General features: G+C 71.6%; 19 protein-coding genes. 15 read left to right on the forward strand and 4 right to left on the reverse strand.

Annotated features, from left to right (window positions below):
- Positions 1-13 precede the first annotated feature (13 nt).
- Positions 14-1,237, reverse strand: a complete 1,224-nt coding sequence (locus ACFYRX_RS27955; RefSeq protein WP_389105166.1) for a PucR family transcriptional regulator — start codon at positions 1,235-1,237, stop codon at positions 14-16.
- Between the two features lie 3 nt (positions 1,238-1,240).
- Complete coding sequence (locus ACFYRX_RS27960; RefSeq protein WP_389105169.1) at positions 1,241-1,393, reverse strand: hypothetical protein; 153 nt, start codon at positions 1,391-1,393, stop codon at positions 1,241-1,243.
- A 215-nt stretch (positions 1,394-1,608) separates the two neighbouring features.
- Between ACFYRX_RS27960 and ACFYRX_RS27965 the strand changes: the two genes are divergently transcribed.
- The 11 genes from ACFYRX_RS27965 to ACFYRX_RS28015 all read left to right on the forward strand — a co-directional run bounded on the left by ACFYRX_RS27965 (position 1,609) and on the right by ACFYRX_RS28015 (position 14,989).
- A complete protein-coding gene (locus ACFYRX_RS27965; protein WP_389105172.1) occupies positions 1,609-2,598 on the forward strand; it encodes a DUF3068 domain-containing protein in 990 nt (329 codons plus the stop codon).
- Positions 2,599-2,791: 193 nt separating this feature from the next.
- Positions 2,792-3,976 carry a glycosyltransferase family 4 protein gene (locus ACFYRX_RS27970; protein WP_389105176.1) on the forward strand — a complete coding sequence of 395 codons (1,185 nt, stop codon included), beginning with the start codon at positions 2,792-2,794 and terminating at the stop codon, positions 3,974-3,976.
- A 23-nt stretch (positions 3,977-3,999) separates the two neighbouring features.
- Positions 4,000-4,782: a class I SAM-dependent methyltransferase gene (locus ACFYRX_RS27975; protein ID WP_389105179.1), complete on the forward strand. Its 783-nt coding sequence runs from the start codon at positions 4,000-4,002 to the stop codon at positions 4,780-4,782.
- Complete coding sequence (locus ACFYRX_RS27980; RefSeq protein WP_389105182.1) at positions 4,779-8,996, forward strand: alpha-(1->3)-arabinofuranosyltransferase family protein; 4,218 nt, start codon at positions 4,779-4,781, stop codon at positions 8,994-8,996. The genes ACFYRX_RS27975 and ACFYRX_RS27980 overlap by 4 nt, the downstream gene beginning before the upstream one ends.
- The gene (locus tag ACFYRX_RS27985; protein ID WP_389105185.1) at positions 8,993-10,384 is read left to right on the forward strand and encodes a condensation protein; all 1,392 of its coding nucleotides are present in this window, start codon (positions 8,993-8,995) and stop codon (positions 10,382-10,384) included. Before ACFYRX_RS27980 ends, ACFYRX_RS27985 begins: the two co-directional genes overlap by 4 nt.
- Positions 10,381-11,118 carry a methyltransferase domain-containing protein gene (locus ACFYRX_RS27990; protein ID WP_389105187.1) on the forward strand — a complete coding sequence of 246 codons (738 nt, stop codon included), beginning with the start codon at positions 10,381-10,383 and terminating at the stop codon, positions 11,116-11,118. Before ACFYRX_RS27985 ends, ACFYRX_RS27990 begins: the two co-directional genes overlap by 4 nt.
- Before the next feature lie 23 nt (positions 11,119-11,141).
- Positions 11,142-12,047, forward strand: a complete 906-nt coding sequence (locus ACFYRX_RS27995; RefSeq protein ID WP_389105550.1) for a hypothetical protein — start codon at positions 11,142-11,144, stop codon at positions 12,045-12,047.
- Positions 12,044-12,283 carry a Trm112 family protein gene (locus ACFYRX_RS28000; protein WP_389105190.1) on the forward strand — a complete coding sequence of 80 codons (240 nt, stop codon included), beginning with the start codon at positions 12,044-12,046 and terminating at the stop codon, positions 12,281-12,283. Before ACFYRX_RS27995 ends, ACFYRX_RS28000 begins: the two co-directional genes overlap by 4 nt.
- Entirely contained in the window at positions 12,280-13,113 is an 834-nt protein-coding gene (locus ACFYRX_RS28005) for an FkbM family methyltransferase (protein WP_389105193.1), read from the forward strand. Before ACFYRX_RS28000 ends, ACFYRX_RS28005 begins: the two co-directional genes overlap by 4 nt.
- Positions 13,088-13,675 carry a hypothetical protein gene (locus tag ACFYRX_RS28010; RefSeq protein WP_389105196.1) on the forward strand — a complete coding sequence of 196 codons (588 nt, stop codon included), beginning with the start codon at positions 13,088-13,090 and terminating at the stop codon, positions 13,673-13,675. Before ACFYRX_RS28005 ends, ACFYRX_RS28010 begins: the two co-directional genes overlap by 26 nt.
- A 441-nt stretch (positions 13,676-14,116) precedes the next feature.
- Positions 14,117-14,989: a RimK family alpha-L-glutamate ligase gene (locus ACFYRX_RS28015; RefSeq protein ID WP_389105198.1), complete on the forward strand. Its 873-nt coding sequence runs from the start codon at positions 14,117-14,119 to the stop codon at positions 14,987-14,989.
- Between the two features lie 57 nt (positions 14,990-15,046).
- Here ACFYRX_RS28015 and ACFYRX_RS28020 read toward each other — a convergent pair whose 3' ends face one another.
- Together ACFYRX_RS28020 and ACFYRX_RS28025 are read right to left on the reverse strand one after the other, a co-directional pair.
- Positions 15,047-15,595, reverse strand: coding sequence for a DUF1062 domain-containing protein (locus tag ACFYRX_RS28020; protein WP_389105201.1), 549 nt, complete (start codon positions 15,593-15,595; stop codon positions 15,047-15,049).
- 250 nt (positions 15,596-15,845) lie between these two features.
- Positions 15,846-16,553, reverse strand: a complete 708-nt coding sequence (locus tag ACFYRX_RS28025) for a FadR/GntR family transcriptional regulator (RefSeq protein ID WP_389105204.1) — start codon at positions 16,551-16,553, stop codon at positions 15,846-15,848.
- Positions 16,554-16,832: 279 nt separating this feature from the next.
- On the opposite strand from ACFYRX_RS28025, the gene ACFYRX_RS28030 reads away from it, so the two are divergent.
- The 4 genes from ACFYRX_RS28030 (at position 16,833) to ACFYRX_RS28045 (ending at position 22,356) form a co-directional block, all read left to right on the forward strand.
- On the forward strand, positions 16,833-18,260 hold the full coding sequence (locus ACFYRX_RS28030) for an SLC13 family permease (RefSeq protein WP_389105206.1): 1,428 nt from the start codon (positions 16,833-16,835) through the stop codon (positions 18,258-18,260).
- Positions 18,261-18,296: 36 nt separating this feature from the next.
- On the forward strand, positions 18,297-19,754 hold the full coding sequence (locus tag ACFYRX_RS28035; RefSeq protein ID WP_389105209.1) for an acyl-CoA synthetase: 1,458 nt from the start codon (positions 18,297-18,299) through the stop codon (positions 19,752-19,754).
- The gene (locus tag ACFYRX_RS28040) at positions 19,747-21,120 is read left to right on the forward strand and encodes a carboxyl transferase domain-containing protein (RefSeq protein WP_389105212.1); all 1,374 of its coding nucleotides are present in this window, start codon (positions 19,747-19,749) and stop codon (positions 21,118-21,120) included. Before ACFYRX_RS28035 ends, ACFYRX_RS28040 begins: the two co-directional genes overlap by 8 nt.
- Before the next feature lie 198 nt (positions 21,121-21,318).
- The gene (locus ACFYRX_RS28045) at positions 21,319-22,356 is read left to right on the forward strand and encodes a rod shape-determining protein (RefSeq protein ID WP_389105214.1); all 1,038 of its coding nucleotides are present in this window, start codon (positions 21,319-21,321) and stop codon (positions 22,354-22,356) included.
- The last annotated feature ends 4 nt before the right edge of the window (positions 22,357-22,360 follow it).

Consider the following 22,360-nt stretch of genomic DNA (forward strand, 5'->3'; position numbering starts at 1 on the left):
AACGGTTCGCTTCTCACGCCAGTTCGCCGCGCAGCCGTCGCGCGCGCAGTACCAGTTCCAGTTCGAAGCGGCGGTCCGGGTCGTCTATCTCGTCGCCCCAGAGTTCTCGGATCTGGCGGAGGCGGTAGCGGACCGTCTGGGGGTGGACGCCCAGGCGGGCCGCCACTTCCGGTGCTCCGCCCCGGGTCTCCAGCCAGGCGAGGAGGGTCTGCGCGAGGCGGCGGCCGTGGGTGGGGCCGCAGTGTCTGAGGGGGGCCAGACAGCGCAGGGCCAGGTCGTCCATCAGTTCCTCGGGCTGCAGCAGGACCAGGGCCTCGGTGTGTTCCGTGCAGTGGAGGACCTCGCCGGCGGGGAGCAGGGCGCGTTCCATCAGGCGTACTGCGGCCTCGGCCCAGCGGAGCGACTTCGCCGCGTCGGCGAGGGGGACCGGGGGGCCGATCGCGCCGGCCCAGCCGGTCAGGGCCCGGTGCAGGAGTTCGTGGCGGCCCGCCGCGTCCGGCTCCGGTACGACCATGCGGGGCTGTTCGTAGTCCATGTCCAGGAGGACTCCCTGGCCCACCGCGGGGGCCACCGCCTCCCGGGCCGGGCGGATCAGGACGCCCACCGCCACCTTCTCGGGCAGCGGCCAGCCGATGCGGGCCGCGCGTTCGGTGAGGGCGTCCACGGGGTCGCCCCGGTGGCGTTCGGCCAGCAGTAACTCCATCAGGCGGCGCTGCAGGCGCAGGCGTTCGCCCGCCTGGCGTGCGGCCGCCTCGGCGTAGCCGCGGACCGACTGGTCCACGAGGCCGTCCAGGTACTCGTAGCCCGCGTCGACCAGTTCGTACATCGCCGGCGGCGGGATCTCCACGCGCTGGCCGATGTCGGCGAAGCGCCGCCAGGCCAGGCGTACGCCCATGCGGTAGATCGCCTGGAGGGAGTCGAGGCTGCGGCCGTTGAGGCCCTCGCCCCTGCCGAACTCCTGGAAGACGCCCGGCGGGACGGTGGGACGGCCCTCCGCCGTCTCCAGGTGCTGGACGAAGACCTCGATCGCGCGGCGGATGCCGACCAGGGCCATCGGTTCCCCGGACTCGTCGAGGACGACCGGCAGATGGGGGTACTCGCGGCGGATCTCGCGCATGATCTCCTCCGCGAGAGCCGGTGCCTCGGCCAGCGCGATGGCGGCGAACCGGCGCACCTGGAGGCGGGGAACGTCGTGCCAGGCCGAGCGGGTGTTCACTGCTGCCGGGCGGGCGGGCACGGGTCAACTCCCCTGGTCCGTCTGCTCGTAGGTGATCAGTGGTGTGTTGGGCTGCTCGGGTGTCGCCTCCAGCAGCGCGACGATGCCGAGCGTGGCACCGAGGGCGAGCAATGCGGCGGCGACGACGGTCAGTGCGGCGGCGAGCAGTCTGGACATCGCAGGGGCAGCCTCTCTCGAGCGGCTCGGTCCGGTGTACTTCCCCACCCGGAGCCCGACCCGGAATCCCATCCGGTACCCACCTGCCTGTCGGCCCAGTGTCGGCAAGACACTGATGCCCCGTCAAGACATTGACACTCCGTCAAGAGACGCCTACGGTTCCCCGCTCGAAGAGCGACCCGAACTCCGTCAACTCACGCCCCTGGAGTGTCCGGATGCGCCGTACTGCCTCTCCAATCTCCCTGATTCTGCTGGGACTCGGCACGTTTCTGCTGGTACTGGCGCCACTGCTCGCCTGGTACGTGACTCCACGCGCGGCCGTGAACCCGATCAACATCGACCAGACCGCGGTCTACCGCGGCACGGGCAGCGTCTTCGACACCGAACAGGTGAAGACCGTCCCCGACCAGCGCATCACCGTCACCCAGCGGGTGCGCGGCAACGTCGAGGACAGTGAGCGCAGCGACGGGGCCGCGGTGTGGGACGTGACGACCACCGTCGACACCGACAAGTCGCTGCCGGCCGCCGATCCGCACGACGCCCTGGAGTTCGTCCCGCACCGGTGGGTCATGGACCGGAAGACGACCAAGCCGGTGCACTGCTGCGGGGAGAAGCCGTACATCGAGGGCGAGGCCTATCTGAAGTTCCCCTTCGACGTGCAGCGACGCTCCTACCAGTGGTGGGACAACTCCCTCGGGTCCACCGTGACGTTGCGTTACCAGGGTACGAAGAAGGTTCAGGGGTACACGGGTTACCGGTTCACCGGCACGGTCGCCCCGGCGAAGGTCGGGACGCGGCTGGTGCCGGGCACGATCGTGGACGAGCCCGGGCGGCCGCAGGTGCTGGCCGAGGAGTGGTACTCCAACCACGGCATCGAGCTGGTCGTCGACCAGCGCACCGGCCGGGTCGTCTATGCGCAGGTGGGCCCGAAGCGCACCCTGCGGGCGCCCGGCGCGAAGAAGGACGCCGTGGTCCTGCTGGACAGCCGGAAGATCGCGTTCACCACTGCGACGCAGAAGGAGGCGGTACGGCTCGCGAAACGGGACAGTGACCAACTGCGCGCGGTGGGCGAGACGTTGCCGGTCGGGGCGGCTGTGGCCGGATTCGTACTGGCTGCCGTGGGGGGCGTTTTGGTGGTACGGGGGCGCAGGCGTCCCGAGTCCACCGAAATGCGCGATACGCCCGAGCCCGTCCTCACGATGTGACTGGACGTCAGCTCTAATAACGCCGGAAATTGTCACGCAGGTGAGTAGCCACGGCGAACGGGTGGGCGAAAACTGTGCCACCCCACCCGAGCACAACCCGCCCACAACATCCTCCTAGGAAGCGCTCAGTCCCCCCACAACCAGCCTGAAACACACCGCTGAGTTCCGCACCCTGAGACGAGTTGGAGCACCCATGCCCCAGCACGTGCCCCATCTGCTGCACACCTCGCCATCCCTGGCGTCGCAGCAGCAACCCTCATCGCACCACGCGCAGCACCACTCGGCGCTCCCCCCACCTCCGCGCCGAATCGTTTTTCTCGCCCATCGTGACCTCGACAATCCTGCCGCCGGCGGCTCCGAGCTGCTCGTGGACCGTCTCGCCGACGGACTGACCCGGCTCGGCCACCAGGTGACCCTGCTGTGCGGCGGCCCGGCCTCCTACCGGGACTACCGGGTCGTGTCGGCGGGCGGCGAGTTCGGCCACTACCTGCGCGCCCGTACCGCCTTCGCCCGCCAGGTCGGGGAGACCGACCTGCTGGTGGAGGTCTGCAACGGCATGCCGTACCTGGCGCCCCTGTGGCACCGCGGCCCCACCCTGTGCCTGGTCAACCATGTGCACACCGACCTGTGGAAGATGCGGTTCGGCGGGCCCCTGGCCCCGGCCGCCCGGATCGGCCGAAGACTGGAGCACTGGGCACTGGCCGGTGCGGCGGCCCGCAACCACGGTCTTCTGGTCGCCGTCTCTCCGTCGACCGCTCAGGCGCTGCGGTCGATCGGCGTCGAGCGGGACCGTATCCGGGTCGTGCACAACGGGGTCGAGGAGCCGGGACCGCTCGCCGAGCGCTCGCCCGAGCCGCTGTTCGTGGCCGTGGGCAGACTCGTCGAGTACAAGCGGATCGACCTGCTCCTGAGACTCTGGGAACGGGTGCGGCCGGTGACCGGCGGCCGGCTGGTGATCGTCGGGGACGGACCCGAACGGGAGCGCCTGCAGCAACTCGCGGGCCCCGGTGTCGAGTTCACCGGGCATGTCTCGGAGGCGGAGAAGCACCGGCTGCTGTGCGCGGCCTGGTTGCTGCTGCATCCGTCCGCCGTGGAGGGCTGGGGGCTGGTCGTCACCGAGGCCGCCACCCGTATGACGCCGACCATCGCCTTCGACGTGCCCGGACTGCGGGACTCCGTCGCGGACGGGGAGACCGGGGTGCTCGCGCAGGGGGAGTCCTCGTTCGCCGCGGCCTGGTGCACGCTCGCCCTGTCGGGACATCGCCGTGAGCTGATGGGCAAGGCGGCCCGCGACCGGGCGGCTCGGTTCCGCTGGCATCGGACCGTCAGACAGTTCCGGGCGGTTGCTTCGGAGGCGGTGAGGGGCTGGGGGCCGTGAGGCGGCTGCGGGTGCGTCGTGGCTTGTCGCGCGCACGCGGCGGTAGCCGCAAATCGAGCACTGCCCCGCGCCCCTACGAGTTCAAGGACCCCTCGTTTCGACGTTCTCTGAGCCTCCTTCGCGCATTTCGGCACGAGCAGGATGATCCCGAGGCCTGCTACTCGCTGCTCGCCCAGGATGCCGCTGATCAGGTCGAGGCCTACGACGGTCCCCTTGCCGGCCGTACCGTCGTGGACGTCGGCGGTGGCAGCGGGTACTTCACCGAGGAGTTCCGCAGACGAGGCGCCGACGCGTTCCTCTTCGAGCCCGATCCCACCGAACTGGGAGAGAAGCCCCCCGACTCCACCGTGATCGCCGACGGATACCTGCTCCCCCTGCGGGACGCGGCCGCCGACGTCACCTTCTCCTCCAACGTCCTCGAGCACGTGGCGGATCCGCAGACCTTCCTCAGCGAGCTCATCCGCGTCACCCGTCCCGGCGGGCTGATCTACGTGTCGTTCACCAACTGGCTGTCCCCGTGGGGCGGTCACGAGTGGGCGCCCTGGCACTACCTGGGTGCCGAACGGGCCCGGGCCCGCTATCGGCGCCGTACCGGAAAGGCCGCCAAGCACACCCTCGGCGAGAACCTGTTCGCCGTGCACATCGGCCCGACCCTGCGGCAGGTGCGTGCCCGCGACGACGTCACGGTCGTCTCGGCGCGCTCCCGCTACTGGCCCTTCCTCGCGGAGACCGTCGTCCGGGCTCCCGGCATCCGTGAGGTGGCCACCTGGAACCTCCTCCTCATCCTCCGGCGGTGTCCACCATGACGACGTCCACGGTCCAGGCCCCTCCTCCGGCGGCCGTTCCCACCACCGCGACCCTGTCGGGCCCGCCGGAGGGCCCGCGGTCGCGGCGCTGGCTGCTGGGGTTCTGGGCCGTGGTGTTCGTGCTGTTCCTGGCGGTGCACCCGGGGCGGCAGACCTTCGACACCAAGCTGGGTGTCACCACGGACCCCGGGCGGTTCCTCGCCGATCTCGGACAGCTCTGGCACGACCAGGGCTCCTTCGGCGGGATCCAGGACCAGTACGTCGGCTACCTGTGGCCGATGCTGCCGTTCTACTGGCTGGGCCACGCCCTGCAGTTGCCGGTGTGGCTGGTGGAGCGGCTGTGGATGTCGCTGATCGTGTCGGTCGCCTTCTGGGGCGCGCTGAGACTCGCCGAGCGGCTGCGGGTGGGCAACGGTACGTCTCGGCTGATCGCCGCCGCCACGTACGCGCTGTGGCCGACCTTCACCATCGTCATCGGCTCGACCTCCGCTGCCGCGCTGCCCGGTGCCTTCCTGCCCTGGGTCCTGCTGCCGCTGACCAACGAGCGCTACAGCGCCCGGATCGCCGCTCTGCGCTCGGCCCTGGTCATCCCCTTCATGGGCGGCGTGAACGCGGCCTCCACCCTGGCCTGTCTGCTCCCCGTCGGGCTGTATCTCCTCTCCCGGCCGCCCGGCCCACGGCAGCGCAAGCTGATCGCCTGGTGGGTGCCGGGCGTGATCCTGGCGACCGCCTGGTGGGTCATCCCCCTGCTGCTCCTCGGGTTCTACGGCGAGAACTTCCTGCCGTACGTCGAGAACGCGCGGACCACCACCGAGACGATGTCCGCGACCGAGGCCCTGCGCGGCGGCGGGAACTGGGTCGCCTATCTGCACCTGGGGGAGGCGTGGCTGCCGGCCGGGTGGACCGTGGCGTCCTCGGTGATCGTCATCCTGTGTTCGGCGTTCGCGGCCGGCCTCGGTCTCGCGGGCTTCGCCCGGCGGGACATGCCGGAGCGGCGATGGCTGGTGCTGACCGTGCTGACGGCCGTGCTGGTACTGCTCGCGGGGTACGGCGGCGCGTTCGGCGCCCCCTTCCACGGGCTCGTGCAGGACTGGCTGAACGGCGGCCTCGCCCCCTTCCGCAACATCTACAAGTTCCAGCCGGGGCTGGCGCTCGCGCTGGTCCTTGGCCTCGCCCACCTGGTGGGGGTGGCATCCGAACCGCGCGGGGCGCGGGAGGTCAGAAGCCGCAGGTACGCCCCCCTGGCCGCGGTCGTCCTGGTCCTGCCCGGGCTGCTGTGGCCGTATCTCAACGGCTCGATCCTGAACCCGGGTTCCTTCCAGGAGCTGCCCAAGTACTGGCACACCACGGCCGACTGGCTGGACAAGTACTCCCCCGACTCCCGTGCCCTCGTCGTCCCCGCGACCGCGCACGGCATCTACACCTGGGGCTCCCCCATCGACCAGCCCCTCGACGTGCTCGCCGAGTCCCGCTGGGCGCAACGCGACTACGTGCCCTTCGGCACCCCCGGCAACCGGCGCGCCATGGACGCGGTCGAGCAGGCGCTGATGACGGGCGGCGAGATCCCGGGACTGGCCGACTACCTGAGCCGGGCCGGCGTCTACTACGTCGTCGTCCGCAACGATCTCGACCCGGACCAGATCGGCGCCGTGTCGTCGTCGGTCGTCAAGCGGGCCCTCGAACAGTCCGGCTACGAGCGGGTGACGGGTCTCGGGCCGCTCATGACGGGCGGCGTGATCGCGCACGACACCCCGCTGCAGATCGAGGGGCTGTACCCGAGGCAGCGGGCGGTGGAGATCTTCCGGCCGGTGGAGTCCTCGGGCGTACCCCGGCCCGGACAGGCCGGACTCCTGCCGGTCGCCGACACGGCCCAGGTGTCCGGCGGCCCCGAGTCCCTGCTTCCGCTGGCGACCGAACTGCGGGGCCGGGCAACGGTGTTGACCGGCGACAACCATCCGGGTCTCGGCACCCCGTCGCTCCAGATCACCGGCGACGGACTGCGGCGCGCGGACACCCGGTTCGGGCTCGTCAACGCGAACACGTCTTACACGTACACCAGCGACGAGCGCAACGCCTCCGGGGCCGCCCAGGACGCCGGTGAGAAACCGCACCAGATCCTGCCCGCGAAGGGCCTCGACCACCAGACGGTGGCCGAACTGCGCGGCGCCCGCTCGGTGACGGCGTCGTCGTACGGCAACTGGCTGTTCCATCTCCCGCAGTTCGACCCGGTCAACGCCTTCGACGGCAACCCGGACACCGCGTGGGCGGAGGGCGTGGCGGGCTCCCCGGACGGACAGTGGCTGCGGATCGGCTTCTCGGACCGCGCCTACGACATGCCCTCGTCGTTCAAAGTGACGCCGTTGCCGCAGGAGAGCGTGCGGTCGGCGGCGACCAGGGTGCGGGTGCAGACGGAGAACGGGTCGCGGACCAGTCTCCTGCGGGCGGACGGATCGACGCAGAGCGTCAAGTCACCGCCCGGGGCAACGAGTTGGATGAAGCTGACGATCGTCGACTCGGTGGCACGGCGGACCGGTCTCGCCGGTGCCGGGTTCTCCGAGATCGCCCTGCCGGACGTGCAGGTGACCCGGCTGCTGCGGCTGCCGACCGACACCGACTCCACGAGCTCCGACTCCGGTTCCGGGGACTCGCCTGCCGAAATCGTCTCCCTGCACCGGGTGCCCGACCCGGCCGGGATCTCCCCCACGGGCACCGAGGCGGGCCTGCACCGCCGCTTCTCGACGGCGACCGCGGGGACCTACTCGGTCCAGGCGAAAGCGGTGCCGGTGACCGGGGAGGAGCTCGACAAGCTGCTGTACGAGGTCGCCCCGGACCAGCGCAACCGCATCACCGCGACCGCCGACTCCACGGCGGCCCTCGGCACCGGCCTGTCCGCCCGCAACCTCACCGACGGTGATCTCACCACCGCGTGGATCGCGGGCGACCGCCCCACCATCCACCTGAGCTGGAGCGGCAAACAGCCCATCGGGGAAGTGGTGCTGGCGCCCGCGGGCGGTCTGTCCACCCGTCCCACCGAGGTCGACATCAGCTCGCCCGACGGTGCGACGGTCGCCGGGGTCGACGAGAACGGCGCGGTGCGCTTCCCGGCGATCACCACCGACCGCCTCGACATCACGATCACCAAAACCGCCCCGCTGATCCTGCACAACCCCGTCGCGGACGAGGACCTCCAACTGCCGGTGGGGCTCACGGAGGCCTACCTCCCGGCCCTCGACCAGTACCGGACCCCGCAGCCGAAGGCCACCCGGAAGTTCTCGCTGCCGTGCGGACAGGGACCGGTGGTGGCGGTCGACGGGAAGCTGTACCGGACCGGAGTGTCGGGCCTGGTCCGGGACCTGACGGAACGGCGCTCGCTGGACGTGACGCTCTGTCAGGGAGACAGTTCCGACGCCGAGTTGTCCCTCACCTCCGGTGAACACGTGGTCGAGGGCGGGGACGCCGGACCGCTCACCCTGACCGACCTCACGCTGACCCGCGGCACGGTCGCCGAACCCACCTCCCTCACCCGGGAGTTGCGGATCCAGGACTGGCTCGGCGACAAGCGCGAGGTGAGCGTGGGATCGGGAGCGGCCTCGTACCTCACGACGTACGAGAACCACAACGACGGCTGGAAGGCCACGCTGAACGGGAAGTCCCTCTCCCCGGTACGGCTCGACGGCTGGCAGCAGGGCTGGCGGATCCCCGCGGGAGCCGGCGGCGTGGTGAAGCTGTCGTACGAACCCGCGACGACGTACCACGGTGCTCTGATCGGCAGCGGGGTCGCCCTGGCCGCGCTGGTGGGGCTCGTACTGTGGCGCCGACGGTCCCCGAACCCTGACGAACCGCAGCGGGTGCCCCCGACGCCGGGGCTGTGGCTCGGGGTGGTGGCGCTCACCCTGGTCGGCGTGGTGATCGCGGGCTGGTTCGCCCTGCTGATCCCGGCACTGGCCCTGCTCGCGTCCCGACGGCACGGGTTGCTGGTGCCGATCGCCCTCGTCGCGACGGCCTGCGCGGGGATCGCCGCGGCGGTGGGTGCGGGCGAGCCGGTGGGGGCGGCCGACGGCGCCTTCGGCCACGTGGCCCAACTGCTGGCGCTGATCGGGTTGTTCGCGGCGCTGGTGAGTGTGCGTGAGCCGGTGACGTCTCCGGATTCCGAGGCACCGACACAGCAACTGCCGCCGGTCGAGGTGAGCAAGGGGAGGACGGAACCGACATGACCCCACCGACGCGCATCCCGTTCCCCGTGGTGGACGAGATCTCCCGGCACTGCCTCCAGGAGGAGGAACCGGAGACGGTCCACATCGAGGTGCACCTGCCGGGGCGACTGGACCAGTCCCGGTTGCGGAAGGCGTTCCTGGAGGCCCTGCACCGCCATCCGCGGATCCTGATGCGGGAGGCCCCGGGGGGTTGGTACCGCCGCCGCTACGAGTGGGAGCTGACGGAGGAGCCGGACGTGGCGGTGGTGAGCTTCCCGGAGCCGGGGAGGAACGCGCTGCGGGACGCGAGGACTCGTGCTCTGACGGAGGCACCCCCGCTGTCGCTGTCCCCACCGATACGGCTGGAGGTGGTGGAGGGGGCCGGTCCTGTGGAGGGCAGCGAGGCGACCGACCTAGTCGGACAGCACCCACCTGCTTGGGGGCGCGGGGCTGTGACATATGCGGCTCCGCCGCGTGGGCGCGACCAGCCCCCACTCAGCCGCACCCAAAACACAACCGTTCTCTTCCTCACCATCAACCACACCGCGTTGGACGGCCCCGCCTGCCTCCGCATAATCGCCACAACCGCCGAAATCTACGGCGGCAAGGACAACGCCCCGGCATCAGCCCCCACCCGCGCCCAAGACCCCCCCGCACCCCCCGACAACACCCCCTCCAACTGGACCCGCCCGGCCCGCGTGGCGCCCGGCGCCCCCGAGAAATCCCCCGGCAACGGCCTCCTCGTCACCGAACTCCCCCTCCCCCACCGCCCCAAGGGCTCCCCCTACACGGTCAACGACCAGCTCATGGTCACCACCGCCCTGACGATCGCCCACTGGAACAGGGAACACGGAGAAGCCCCCCGCCCCCTCCGCATCACCATGCCCGTCGACGACCGCCCCAGGGACACGACGATGCCGATAGGAAACGGCACTCGCCTGGTAGAAGTCCCTTTCGCACCGGCCGAGTTGCCGACCGACGAAGACGACATGCCCGAGTTCCTGCGCCGCACGGCAGACCGCACACGCGCCCTCAAATCCCTCCCCCGCCCCCAACTCGGTCACGGCGCGAGCCTGCTCACCGCCCCGGTCACCCCGGTGGCCTGGCGGGCGACGCTCACCCGGGGCCTGCGCAGGGCGGCGGCGCCCTGGACCTCCACCACGCTGCTCAGCAACATCGGCCGTGTCCCGTACCCGTTGGACTTCGGTGAGGAGGCCGGTCGCGCGCACGCCGTGTGGTTCTCGGCGCCCGCCAGGATGCCCCGCGGCCTCACCGTCACGACCGCCTCGACCGCGGGCCGGCTGCATCTCGCCCTGCGCTGGTCACGGGCCCTGCTCAGCCATGGCGACGGCGCCCATCTGAGGGACCTGTTCGAGCACTATCTGCATGCCACGGAGGTGGCCCCGTGAACACCACCGCACCCCCGCGCCGCAGTGGTCTCCGCGACTTCTACGAGGACCCCGCCGTCCCCGTCGCCTCCGGCACCCCCCGCTCGCTGCGCCAGGCCCGCATGCTGGCCACGGCCCTCGGACCCGCCGGAACGACCCGGCGCACCGTGCTCGACATCGGCTGCGGCGACGGCACCGCGGCCGCCACCGCGGCACCGCTTCTCACCGGCCACAGCATCGTCGGCGTCGACTGGTCCCAGGACGCCCTCAAGCGCGCCCGCACCCGGCTGCCGTACGCCGTGCGCGGCGAACTCACCGGCGCCGGGCTGCCGTTCGCCTCCGTGTCCGTCGACGCCGTGCTGTTCAGCGAGGTCGTCGAGCATCTCGTCGACCCGGACGCGGCACTGGACGAGATCCGCCGCATCCTGCGCCCCGGAGGTCATCTCATGCTGTCCACACCGAACTTGGCGGCCTGGTACAACCGCGGGCTCCTGCTGGCCGGTGTCCAGCCGGTGTTCTCGGAGGTCAGCCTGCGGGCGATCCACGGCAGGCCGGGACGGGAGGTCGTGGGGCATCTGCGGCTGTACACGGCGCGTGCGCTGCGGGAGTTCGTGGCCGCGGCCGGCTTCGACGTCGTACGGCTGGAAGGGGCGCCCTTCCACGGTGTGCCGCGGGTGCTGCGGGGCCTGGACCGGCTGGCGTGCGCCAGACCGTCGCTCGCGTCGATCCTGCTGCTGCACGCGCGGAAGACCTAGGGGGCCGGGCCATGTGGTGGGGAGTGGCGGCGGCCCTGTTGGCGAACACCCTGTACAGCGTCGGATTCGTCCTGGAGAAACGAGCCCTCACCGCCCTGCCCGAGGTGTCGATCCGGCAACCGGCCAAGCTGCTGGGGCTCGTCATCAGAAGCCCGCTCTGGATCGGCGGTTCACTGTCGCTGGCCGCCGGGTTCGGGGCCCAGCTCGCGGTCTACCGGACGCTGCCGATCGCGGCCGCGCAGGGCATCTTCGTCTCGGGTCTGGTGCTGCTGGTGCTGCTGTCGGCGCGGCTGCTGGGCGAGGAGACGACCGGGCGGGAGCGGTACGCGCTGGGCGCCATCCTCGTCGCGCTGCTCATGGTCGTCCTGTCGCTGAAGGAGGGTTCGGACCATGTCAGCCGGGACGCCCCGTACCCGCTGATCCTCCTGGTGTGCGTGCCGTCGCTTGCGGCGGGCGTGTGGCTGTACGGGTCCGCCGAGCGGCGCACCCGGCACCGGCACCGGATGCCGACGACCGGCGTCGAGTACGGCGTGGCGGTGGGACTGCTGTACGGGGTGAGCTCGCTCTCGATCAAGGGCGTGTCGAGTTATCTGTCGTCAACTGGACTTGGTGGAGCGGTACTTGAACTTTTGAGGTCTCCCTATCCGTATCTCCTGTTGTTCACCGGAGCGTTCGGCCTGGTGATGTCGCAGGCGGCGCTGCAGCGCTGCCGGGCCTCGCTGATCGTGCCGGTGTGCACGACGGTGACCTGCCTGTACACGGCGGTGCTCGGCACACTCTCGTTCGGCGAGTCCCTGCCCCACGACCCGCTGCGGCTCGCGCTGCGCCTCGCCGGGACGGTGCTCGCCGTCGCCGTACTGCTGGCCATGCCCAAGCACGATCCGGCGCCCAAAGCCCCCGTAGGGGCCAAGGAGTTGACACCCCCATGAACCCCGACGACCCGCTGCTCCAGATCCTGGCCTGCCCGCTCGACAAGGGGCCCCTGCACCTCGTGCCCCCGGACGAGGCCCTGTACAACCCGCGGCTGCGCCGCCGCTATCCCATCGTCGACGGCATCCCGCAGCTGCTGCCGTCCTCCGGGGAGCAGGTGACGGACGACGAGCACGAGGACTTCCTGTCGCGCTGCACCGGGGCTTCCCCCCAGACCCCCGGGACGACTCCATGACCGGACCGGCTCGCACCTGGGCGGCGAGAGTGGCCCCCCATCTGCCCACCCGCCTGGTCGCGGCCGCGGCCCGGGCCGTCTACCCGCGCTTCGAGCCCGAGTTGGCACGCCTCGCCGACCTGTGCCCGGCGGACTGCGGGACGGCGGTGGACGTGGGCGGCTGGTACGGGCCGTGGACGCGACGGCTGGCCGGACGGGCACAGCGCGTGGTCACCGTCGAACCGGTGCCCCATCTGGCCCGGCTGCTGACCTCGGCGGCCCCGGCGAACGTCCGTGTCGTACAGGCCGCCGCCGCGGACCGTCCGGGCACCGCCCGGCTGTGGCTGCCGCCGGACGACGCGGGTGACCGCGGGGTGTCCTCCCTGGTCCGGCGGGACATCCACGGCCGGGCGGTGGACGTCCGCTGCGTCACGCTGGACGAACTGGGCCTGAAGGACGTCGGCTTCATCAAGATCGACGTGGACGGGAGCGAGCTGGCGGTGCTGCGCGGGGCCACGGGCGTCCTCGCCCGCGACCGGCCCGCCCTCTTCGTCGAACTGGAGTCCCGGATCCAGCCCGTCGGCCCGGTGGTGACCTATCTGTCCCTGCTCGGCTACGACGGCTGGGTGCTGCCCCGCGCCACCTGGGTCCCCCTCGCCGGCTTCCCGCTGGAGGCACACCAGGAGACCGCCTCGTACGTGGTCTCCCAGGGCCTGTTGCGCCGGGTCCTGCCCTTCCTGAACCGCCCTCGGTACGTCAACTCGGTCCTCTTCCTCCCCGACGGCCGCCGCCCCGGTGTCAGTGCGGTGGGGGACGATGGGGATCATGCCCTCCGGAAAGCCCCCGGCTAGCCCCTTCACCGTCCACGACTTCCAGCTCGTTCTGCTGCGCCGCATGGCCGACCACAACCCCGGCCCGGTGGAGGACGCCCGGCACACCCTGGGCGTCTCGATCACCGACATGCGGGAGGCCAACAAGCGCTGGCAGGCCATGGTCCGCGCGCCGCGGTCCCGTGCCGCCGCCTCCCGGTACCGCTCGGTCCTCGGCACCCCGGAATCCGTCCTCACCCGCAAGGTCGGCGACCTGGAGTGCGAGGCCTGGCTCTGGCCGGTCCCCCTCTGGCCGGACCTGCGCTTCGAGGTGCTCCTCTCCCCGACCGGCGCGGTCTGGAACGAATGGCTGATCCGCGCGCCGGACGCCCCCGCCCCCACCCTGCGCACCCTCGCCGACCTCACCCCCTGGTCCTGCACGGTCGACGAGGCGGCCCGCGCCTTCCCCCCGGCCCGCCCCCTGGAGGGCACGGCCCCGACCCGCTGGGGCCTGGCGTTCACGGCCCCGGACGCGGAGGGCGTACGGCGGGAGGTGGTGGCCGAGTTCACCTGGGGGCTGCTCCAGCGACTGACCTCACGCTGACCGGCCGACGACGACCCGGTCCGCGGCCTCCACCACGTCCGCCACCACACAACTGACGTTGTCCGGGCCACCGGCGGCGTTCGCGGTATCGACCAGGGAGTGGGCTCTGCCCTCCGATCCCTGGCAAGCCGCCTGAGGGAACATCGGCACGCGCCCGGCACCCGGTGGCGGGGCCCGAATGCAGGCCGACAGGGGCGCGGGCAGCGGGCATTGGCCCCGTCTTCCGCCCCACCTTCACCTCTGGACGTATCGGGCCACTGTGTACGCGGTCGGGCCGGTGAGCCCTCCATCTGCGCCGTCCCTCATGTCCAGGACATCGAAACCGGCACCCTCCGCGTAGCGTTCCAGTTCACGGGGAACAGGACGCGCCCCGCACGTTCATTGCAGGACAGCTTCTCTAGGCTGCCGGTCGAGCCATACGTCATGCGAAAGGAATCCGCCGTGCCCCGAGTAGCCCTTGCCACCTACGACCCCCGGCCCGCGCCCAGCAAGGACGCCGACCTGCCCGTGCTGGTGGCGGCGCTGCGTGCGGCCGGGGCCGAGGCGGAGGCCGTGTTCTGGGACGACGGTGATGTCGACTGGGCCGGGTACGACCTCGTCGTCATCCGGTCCACCTGGGACTACAGCTGGCGGGCGGCCGAGTTCGTGGCGTGGGCCGAGCGGTGCGGCCGGATGACACGGCTCGCCAACCCGGTAGAGGTCGTGCGGTGGAACACCGACAAGCGGTACATCGGGGAGCTCGCGGAGGCGGGGGTGCCGGTGGTGCCGACCCGCTATCTCGCGCCCGGCGACCCGGTTTCGCTGCCCGACGAGCACGAGTACGTCGTCAAGCCCACCTCCGGGGCGGGAGCGCGGTATGCCGCGCGGTACACGTCCGGACAGCACGAGACCGCCGTACGGCATCTGGAGCGCATGCACGCGGAGGGGCTCACGGCGATGGTGCAGCCATACATGCGGGGCATCGACGCGGGCGGGGAGCGGGCGCTCCAGTTCTTCGGGGGCCGCCTCCTGCACGCCAGCCGCAAGCGGGCCGTCCTCAGCCCTGACACCGCGTTCGACGCGGACAAGGTCGCCCACCCGGGCCTTGAGCCGTGGACGCCGACGCCGGCCGAACGCGAGGTCGGAGAGCGCGCCCTGGCCGCCGTACCGAACGCGCCGGAACTGCTGTACGCGCGCGTGGACCTCGTCGACGGGGAGGACGGGCGGCCGCGGGTGATGGAACTGGAACTCGTCGAACCGAACCTCTTCCTGTTCCTGCACCCGGAGTCGGTGGGGCCGGTGGTGGACGCGCTGCTGGCGGCCGCCCGGGGGTGAAGGGGCCCGTCCGGCGGAACATGCCGGACGGGCCCGTAACCGTGGCCCTGCGGAAGGTCAGCGCTTGAGGGTGAAGGTGAAGTCGTCTGAGAGCCTGCCGCTCAGCCGGACCGCCGAGACGAGTCGGCCCTCCACGATCAGCCTCTCGACCTCGGCTCGCGCACGACGGCAGCCGTCGGCGATCAGCCGCATCGGCCGGACGGGGATCCGCGCCGCGAAACGGACCGAGACGTCGATCACCTCCCGGTCCAGGTGATCCGATCCGCCGGTGTCGAGACGCCACGCGCCGTCCCAGTCGAGGGCGATGCGATTACGCCGCTGCAGGACCGGATCCTGCAGCAACTCGGCTGCCAGAGCAGGGTCGTTGGCATGCAGCCGGTCCAGCAGCTCAGGCCTTACGGAGCGTACGTTCATCCGCTCCAGGACCGTGAACTTCGCCGTGTCCCCGCACCCGGTACAGAGCGCGAGGAGCCAGGCGTCGATGAGTTTGTGGTGTGCGTTGACGCGGAATTTGCCGTTCGCCCGGAAGAACTCGGACGCGCATGTGTGACAACGGCGGCGAACGAGCGGCAGGCAGGTGGGCACGACCACCCAGTTTTCGAGCACAGAAATACACCGGTTCCAGTGAGAAGTCCGCAGCAAAAAGCAGCGCGGCGCACTTGCGCGACGCGCGACAGATCAGCACTCGGGAGGTCTCACACGGTGTACAACGGCACGTCCTTGCCCAGACGACTCGGTCGGCAGCACGGTAGTGGGACCGGCGGCACGGCTCCACCTGTTTTCGAACGCCTCATCGGCGGTCCGGCGTAGGCGAGTTCCGTCCCCGTCGGATGCCGTGACATCGGCGCTGCCGCTCCTACTCGTCGTCCTCCGGCTCCCAGTCCAGCAGCCGTACCTTCGCCACCGTGCGGACATGGCGGCGCATCGCCGAGGCGGCCTGGCCCGGGCGCTGGAGGGCGATCGCTTCGAGGATCGCGCGGTGCTGGGCGAGGGAACGCTCGGGGCGGTGCGGCTGGCGCAGGGACTCGGTGCGGCTCTCGGCGATCTGGTCGGCGATGGAGCGCATGAACTCCGCGAGCAGACTGCTGTGCGCCGCCGTCGTCACCGCCGCGTGGAACAGGCGGTCGCCCTCGATGCCGTGGCCGTCGTCCTCGATCTCCCCGGCCATCCTGGCGAGGGCCGTCCGCATCGCGGCCAGGTCCTCGTCGGTGCGGCGTTCGGCGGCCAGTTCGGCGAGCTTGGTCTCCAGGGCCTCGCGGGCGTCGAGGACGTCGGGGAGGCGCTGCCGCCGCTCGACCATCTTCTCGACGGGCTCGACGTCGAGGCTGTCCCGGACGAGATACGTCCCCCCGCCGTGCCGCGCCTCGATCAGACCCTGGACCTCCAGCACGACGATGGCCTGCTTCACGGAGGCGCGGCTGACACCGAGTCGGGTGGCCAGGTCACGCTCGGGCGGAAGCCGGTCGCCGGCCTGGAGCCCGGCCTCGTCGACGTACTGGCGCAGCCGGTCGAGCACCTGCTCGTACAGACGTGGCTTGGCCATGGGGCGCAGGGCGTCGGTCACGGGTCCCCCTCTCGTTCGTCGGGAGAGTAACACCGGGTGGGGCGGCCTGTGGGGCGGTCTGCGAGCGCCTGTGGACAAGTGGCCGAGTGGTCTAGTGGTCGACTGGACGAGTGGCTGATTGGCAAAGTGGCTGAGCCAATTTTGCGCGAGCCCTTGACGTCCCCGGCGTCCCCCACCACGCTAGCCAGCCATCCCCCCATGTGGCCTAGTGGCTCAGCCAATTACCGACTGAACCACTCATCCACTCAACCGCTCCGGGGCCCAACGACGGGAGCCCGTATGTCCCCCGAACTCATCTCGATCCTCGTCCTGGTCGTGGTGTTCGTCATCGCCACCACCCGTTCCGTCAACATGGGCGCCCTCGCCTTCGCCGCCGCCTTCGCGGTGGGCGAGTTGGTCGCCGACCTCGACGCGGACGGGATCTTCGCCGGCTTTCCGGGCGACCTGTTCGTCGTCCTCGTCGGCGTGACCTACCTGTTCGCGATCGCGCGGGCCAACGGCACCACCGACTGGCTGGTCCACGCGTCCATTCGGCTCGTGCGCGGACGGGTGGCGCTGATCCCGTGGGTGATGTTCGCGATTACCGGCGCGCTGACGGCGATCGGCGCGGTCAGCCCGGCCGCGGTCGCGATCGTGGCGCCGATCGCGCTGAGTTTCGCCGCCCGTTACGGGATCAGCCCCCTGCTGATGGGCGCGATGGTGGTGCACGGCGCCCAGGGCGGCGGCTTCTCGCCGATCAGCATCTACGGCACGATCGTCAACGGCATCGTCGAGCGCGAGAACCTCCCGGGCAACGAGGTGTTCCTCTTCCTCGCCTCACTGATCGTCAACCTCGTCATCGCGGGCGTGATGTTCGTGCTGTTCGGCGGGCTGAAGCTGTGGGCGCAGGGGGCGGTGCCGGTGGACGGGGCCGCCCCGGGCACGGGCCTCCCCGAGAAGGGCGACCGCCCGGAGAACGGAGGCAGCAGTTCCGGCCCCTCCGGCTCCCGCGCCCTCGCCACCGGCACCGGCACCGGCACCACCGCCGCCACCGAAGCCACGGGAGCCACGGGAGCCACCGGAACGACCACCACCCTGGCCCCCCGCCAAGACCCCGCCGACACCACCCACCTCACCCCCGCCCGTATCGCCACCCTCACCGCCCTGGTCGCCCTGGTCGTCGCCGTGCTCGCCTTCGATCTCGACGCGGGGCTCACGTCGATCACCCTCGCGGTGATCCTGAGCGCCGCCTGGCCGGAGGACAGCCGCACGGCGGTCGGGCAGATCGCCTGGTCGACGGTGCTGCTGATCTGCGGTGTGCTCACCTACGTCGGCGTGCTGGACGAGATGGGCACGATCAAGTGGGCCGGTGAGGGCGTCGGCGGGATCGGCGTCCCGCTGCTGGCCGCCGTACTGCTGTGTTACATCGGTGCGATCGTGTCCGCGTTCGCCTCGTCCGTGGGGATCATGGGCGCGCTGATCCCGCTCGCCGTGCCGTTCCTCGCGCAGGGCGAGATCGGGGCGGTCGGGATGGTGGCAGCGCTGGCGGTGTCGGCGACGGTGGTGGACGTGAGTCCGTTCTCGACCAACGGCGCGCTGGTGCTGGCCGCGGCACCGGACGTGGACCGCGAGCGTTTCTTCCGGCAGTTGATGATCTACGGGGGCATCGTGGTGGCGGTGGTACCCGCGGTGGTGTGGCTGGTGTTGGTCGTACCCGGCTTCGGGTAGGACCGCCAGGCGACAACAGGTTAGGAGTTGTACGGCATGACCTCTCTCTTCCCGACCCTCAGGGGCACCGGCGCGGACCGGACCGCCCTGCGGTTCGGCGACCGCTCACTCACCTACGGGCAACTCGCGGCCGCGACCGGCGCCCTGGCGGGCCGTCTCGCGCGGTACGACCGTGTGGCCGTCTGGGCGACTTCGGAACTGGAGACCGCGGTGGCCGTGGTGGCGGCGCTGGAGGCCGGAGTCGCCGCGGTGCCGCTCAATCCGAAGTCCGGGGAGAAGGAGCTCGGGCACATCCTGAACGACAGCGCGCCGGGCCTGCTGCTCGCCGCGCCCGGAGCCGAACTCCCCTCGACTGTGGGCGACTTGGAGCGCGTCGACATCGACGTGCACGGCACAGGCGGAACCGTCGGAACCGCCCCCGAGCCCCGGGCGCAGGACGGCGAGGATCCCGCCCTGGTCGTGTACACCTCCGGCACCACCGGCCCCCCGAAGGGTGCCGTGCTCCCCCGCCGGGCCCTCGCCACCACCCTGGACGCCCTGGCCGACGCCTGGCAGTGGACGTCGGACGACGTCCTCGTGCACGGCCTCCCGCTGTTCCATGTGCACGGCCTGGTCCTGGGCATCCTCGGCCCGCTCCGCCGCGGCGGCTCGGTGCGCCACCTCGGCCGTTTCAGCACGGAGGGCGTGACCCGGGAGCTGAACGACGGGGCCACCATGCTCTTCGGCGTCCCGACGATGTACCACCGCATCGCCGAAACCCTCGCAGGCGACCCGGAGTTGACGAAGGCTCTCACCCACGCCCGCCTCCTCGTCTCCGGTTCGGCGGCGCTCCCCGTGCACGACCACGAGCGCATCGCGGCCGCGACCGGCCGCCGGGTCGTCGAGCGCTACGGCATGACGGAGACCCTCATGAACACCAGTGTGCGCGCGGACGGTGAGCCGCGCGCCGGGACCGTGGGCGTGCCGCTGCCGGGGGTGGAGCTGCGGCTCGTGGAGGAGGACGGGGCGCCGATCACGTCGTACGACGGTGAGACGGTGGGCGAGATCCAGGTGCGCGGGCCGAACCTGTTCACCGAGTACCTCAACCGGCCGGACGCGACGGCGGGGGCGTTCACGGCGGACGGCTGGTTCCGTACGGGTGACATGGCCGTGCGGGACCCGGACGGGTATGTGCGCATCGTCGGCCGGAAGGCCACCGACCTGATCAAGAGCGGGGGGTACAAGATCGGGGCGGGCGAGATCGAGAACGCGCTGCTCGAGCACCCGGGGGTGCGGGAGGCGGCCGTGACCGGGGAGCCGGATCCGGACCTGGGTGAGCGGATCGTGGCGTGGATCGTCCCGGCGGACCACCAAGAGCCCCCGTCCCTGCAGGAGTTGGCGGACCATGTGGCGGGCCGTCTCGCTCCGCACAAGCGGCCCCGGGTCCTCCACCTCCTGGCCGCCCTCCCCCGCAACGACATGGGGAAGATCATGAAGCGGGCGCTGCATGCCTGAGCGTCTGTCCGCACGCGAGGCGATCGCGCTGGTCGCCGACGACTTCTCCGAAATCCCTTATCCCGTAAGGCAGTCGAAGCCCGATGGCCCCCTCGCCTGGCAGGGCTACGACGCCTCGCGCGCCCGCGCCGCCGAGCGCACCGGCGAGCAGGAGTCGGTCGTCTGCGGCACCGCGCACGTGGAGGGCACCCGGGCCGTTCTGATCGCCTTCGAGTTCGGCTTCCTCGGCGGTTCACTGGGTGAGGGCACCGGCGACCGTCTGGAGGCGGCGTACGTCTTCGCCCGTGAACACCGCCTGCCGGTCGTGCCGTTGGTGGCCACCGGCGGCAGCCGTATGCAGGAGGGCATGGTCGCGCTGACCCAACTGCAGCGGGTGGCACGCCAGTCGGCGCTCACCCGGGAGGCCGGGCTGCCCCAGGTCGCGGTGCTGCGCGACCCCACCACGGGCGGCGGCTGGGCCACCCTGGGCGCGGGCGCCGACGTGATCCTCGCCCTGCCCGGCGCCCAGGTCGGCTTCGCGGGTTCCCGGGTCCGCCCCGCGGACGCGGACCCGTCGGCGTACACGGCGGAGGCGCAGGTGTCGGCGGGGGCGGCGGACGCGGTGGTACGGCAGGAGGACCTGCGGGGGACGCTGGGACTGTGGCTGCGACTGCTGACGGCCCCCCCGACCGAGCGCGAGTCGGCCCCCGACCCGTCCCCTGCTCCCGCCCCCGTCCCCCCGCCCCTCGGCGCCACCGGTCTTCCCGCCACCGGCTGGGCCGCCGTCCGCCGTGCCCGTTCCCCTGAACGCCCGCGCGCCCAGGCCTATCTGGACGCCTACTTCACCCGGCGAGCCGCCCTCTCCGGTGACCGTTGCGGCGGCGTCGACCCGGGCATGCTGTGCGGTTTCGGCGAACGCGAGGGCCGTACCGTGGCGTATGCCGCGCAGGCCGGGACGGCGACCCGCCCGGCCGGCTACCGCACCGCCACCCGTCTGATCCGCCTCGCCGACCGCCTCGGCATCCCCGTGCTCACCCTGGTGGACACCCCGGGCGCGGCCAACGACGCCGAGGCCGAGCGGCAGGGCGCGGGCGCCGCGATCGCCGAGCTGTTCACGACGGTGGCCGCCGCCCGGACCCCGATCACCACCCTCCTCATCGGCGAGGGCGGCTCCGGCGGCGCACTCGCCCTGGCCGCGCCCGGCAACACGTACGCGACCCCGGACAGCTACTTCTCCGTCATCGCCCCGGAGCTGGCCGCCGCGATCCTGAAGCGAGCGCCGCGGGAGACGGAGGCGACGGCGGACCAACTTCGTGTGCGGCCGCAGGATCTGATGGAGTTGGGGGTGATCCGGAAGGGTCCCGAGCCGTCGGAGCCGCGTCGTTGACCCTTCATCACGGTCTTGCTGACTCTTCATCACGGTCTTTATGTGACGCTTATTTCCGACATAAGCGACAAAAACCCCCATTCAGCGGCACCCCACCCGGCCCCCCAGAAAAGGCGCCCCCTCCCCGGCCCCCGCACGATGCGACTAAGCCCCGCCACCCGGCGCGGCCCACGGTCTGTGCTCTCGGGAGGACCTGCCATGACCGCCAGTCTGGAGCAGCTGCGCCGCTGCCATTTCGCCGTCGACCTGGGCGCGGCGAGGACCCGGGTGTATGTGAAGGGGGCCGGGCTCGTCGTCGACCAGCCGTCCGTCGCCGCCGTCAACACCAAGACCGGCGCGCTGATCGCGGTGGGCGAGTTCGCCGAGAAGATGACGGGCCGTACGCCCCACTACATCCGTGTCGTGCGGCCCGTCTCCGGTGGGACGGTCGTCGACATCGAGATGGCCCAGCGGATGCTGCGGCACCTGCTGGGCGACAAGATCCGCCGGTCGCTGCGCCGCAAGCCCATTCTGCGCGCGGCCGCCTGCACCCCGCACGACGCCGACCCGCTGGCCCAGCGCGCGGCCATCGAGACCCTTGTCGGGCTCGGGGCGCGGCGCGTGGAGCTCGTGGACACCCTCATCGCCGCCGCCGTCGGCTGCGGGCTGCCGGTGGAGCGGCCCGAGGCCACCATGATCATGGTGTGCGGGGCCGCCGCCACCCAGGTCGCCGTGCTCTCGCTCGGGTCGATCGTGACCGCCGAGCGCATCCCCGTCGGGGGTGAGGCCGTCGATCACGCGATCGTCCAGCACCTGCGCCACGAGCACGAGCTGATGCTGCCCAGCCAGTCCGTACGGCCCCTGCAGCTCGCCCTGTCCGGCAACGGCCTCACCTCCCAGGGCCCCGCCTCCACCGAGATCCACGGCCGGGACGTGGCCACCGGACTGGCCCGTTCCGTGCAGGTCGACACCGCGGCCGTGCGGGACGCGATCGAGACCCCGTTGACCGCCGTCCTGGACGGCATCGGCCGGGTGCTGCGCAACTGCCCACCCGACCTGGTGGCCGACCTCGCCGACCGCGGGATCATGATGGTCGGCGGTTCCGCGCTGCTCCCCGGGCTCGACCAGATGCTGCGGCACGCCACCGGGATGCCGGTGCACATCGCCGAGCGGCCGGACGTCTGCGCCGTACAGGGGCTGGGGTACATGCTGGAGGGCCGGATCGAGCCGCTGTCGCTCGACCCGCTGGCCACCTGAGACG

Origin of the sequence: Streptomyces sp. NPDC005374 (assembly GCF_042872225.1) — a bacterium.
Taxonomy (GTDB): Bacteria; Actinomycetota; Actinomycetes; order Streptomycetales; family Streptomycetaceae; genus Streptomyces.

What these genes read in the sequence shown, in the direction of transcription:
- ACFYRX_RS28000 (WP_389105190.1), top strand. Translation starts at nt 12,044, where the DNA reads ATGAACCCCGACGACCCGCTGCTCCAGATCCTGGCCTGCCCGCTCGAC.
- ACFYRX_RS27965 (WP_389105172.1), top strand. Translation starts at nt 1,609, where the DNA reads ATGCGCCGTACTGCCTCTCCAATCTCCCTGATTCTGCTGGGACTCGGC.
- ACFYRX_RS27970 (WP_389105176.1), top strand. Translation starts at nt 2,792, where the DNA reads ATGCCCCAGCACGTGCCCCATCTGCTGCACACCTCGCCATCCCTGGCG.
- ACFYRX_RS27985 (WP_389105185.1), top strand. Translation starts at nt 8,993, where the DNA reads ATGACCCCACCGACGCGCATCCCGTTCCCCGTGGTGGACGAGATCTCC.
- ACFYRX_RS28010 (WP_389105196.1), top strand. Translation starts at nt 13,088, where the DNA reads ATGCCCTCCGGAAAGCCCCCGGCTAGCCCCTTCACCGTCCACGACTTC.
- ACFYRX_RS28005 (WP_389105193.1), top strand. Translation starts at nt 12,280, where the DNA reads ATGACCGGACCGGCTCGCACCTGGGCGGCGAGAGTGGCCCCCCATCTG.
- ACFYRX_RS28030 (WP_389105206.1), top strand. Translation starts at nt 16,833, where the DNA reads ATGTCCCCCGAACTCATCTCGATCCTCGTCCTGGTCGTGGTGTTCGTC.
- ACFYRX_RS27960 (WP_389105169.1), bottom strand. Translation starts at nt 1,393, where the DNA reads ATGTCCAGACTGCTCGCCGCCGCACTGACCGTCGTCGCCGCCGCATTG.
- ACFYRX_RS28035 (WP_389105209.1), top strand. Translation starts at nt 18,297, where the DNA reads ATGACCTCTCTCTTCCCGACCCTCAGGGGCACCGGCGCGGACCGGACC.
- ACFYRX_RS28045 (WP_389105214.1), top strand. Translation starts at nt 21,319, where the DNA reads ATGACCGCCAGTCTGGAGCAGCTGCGCCGCTGCCATTTCGCCGTCGAC.
- ACFYRX_RS27980 (WP_389105182.1), top strand. Translation starts at nt 4,779, where the DNA reads ATGACGACGTCCACGGTCCAGGCCCCTCCTCCGGCGGCCGTTCCCACC.
- ACFYRX_RS28040 (WP_389105212.1), top strand. Translation starts at nt 19,747, where the DNA reads ATGCCTGAGCGTCTGTCCGCACGCGAGGCGATCGCGCTGGTCGCCGAC.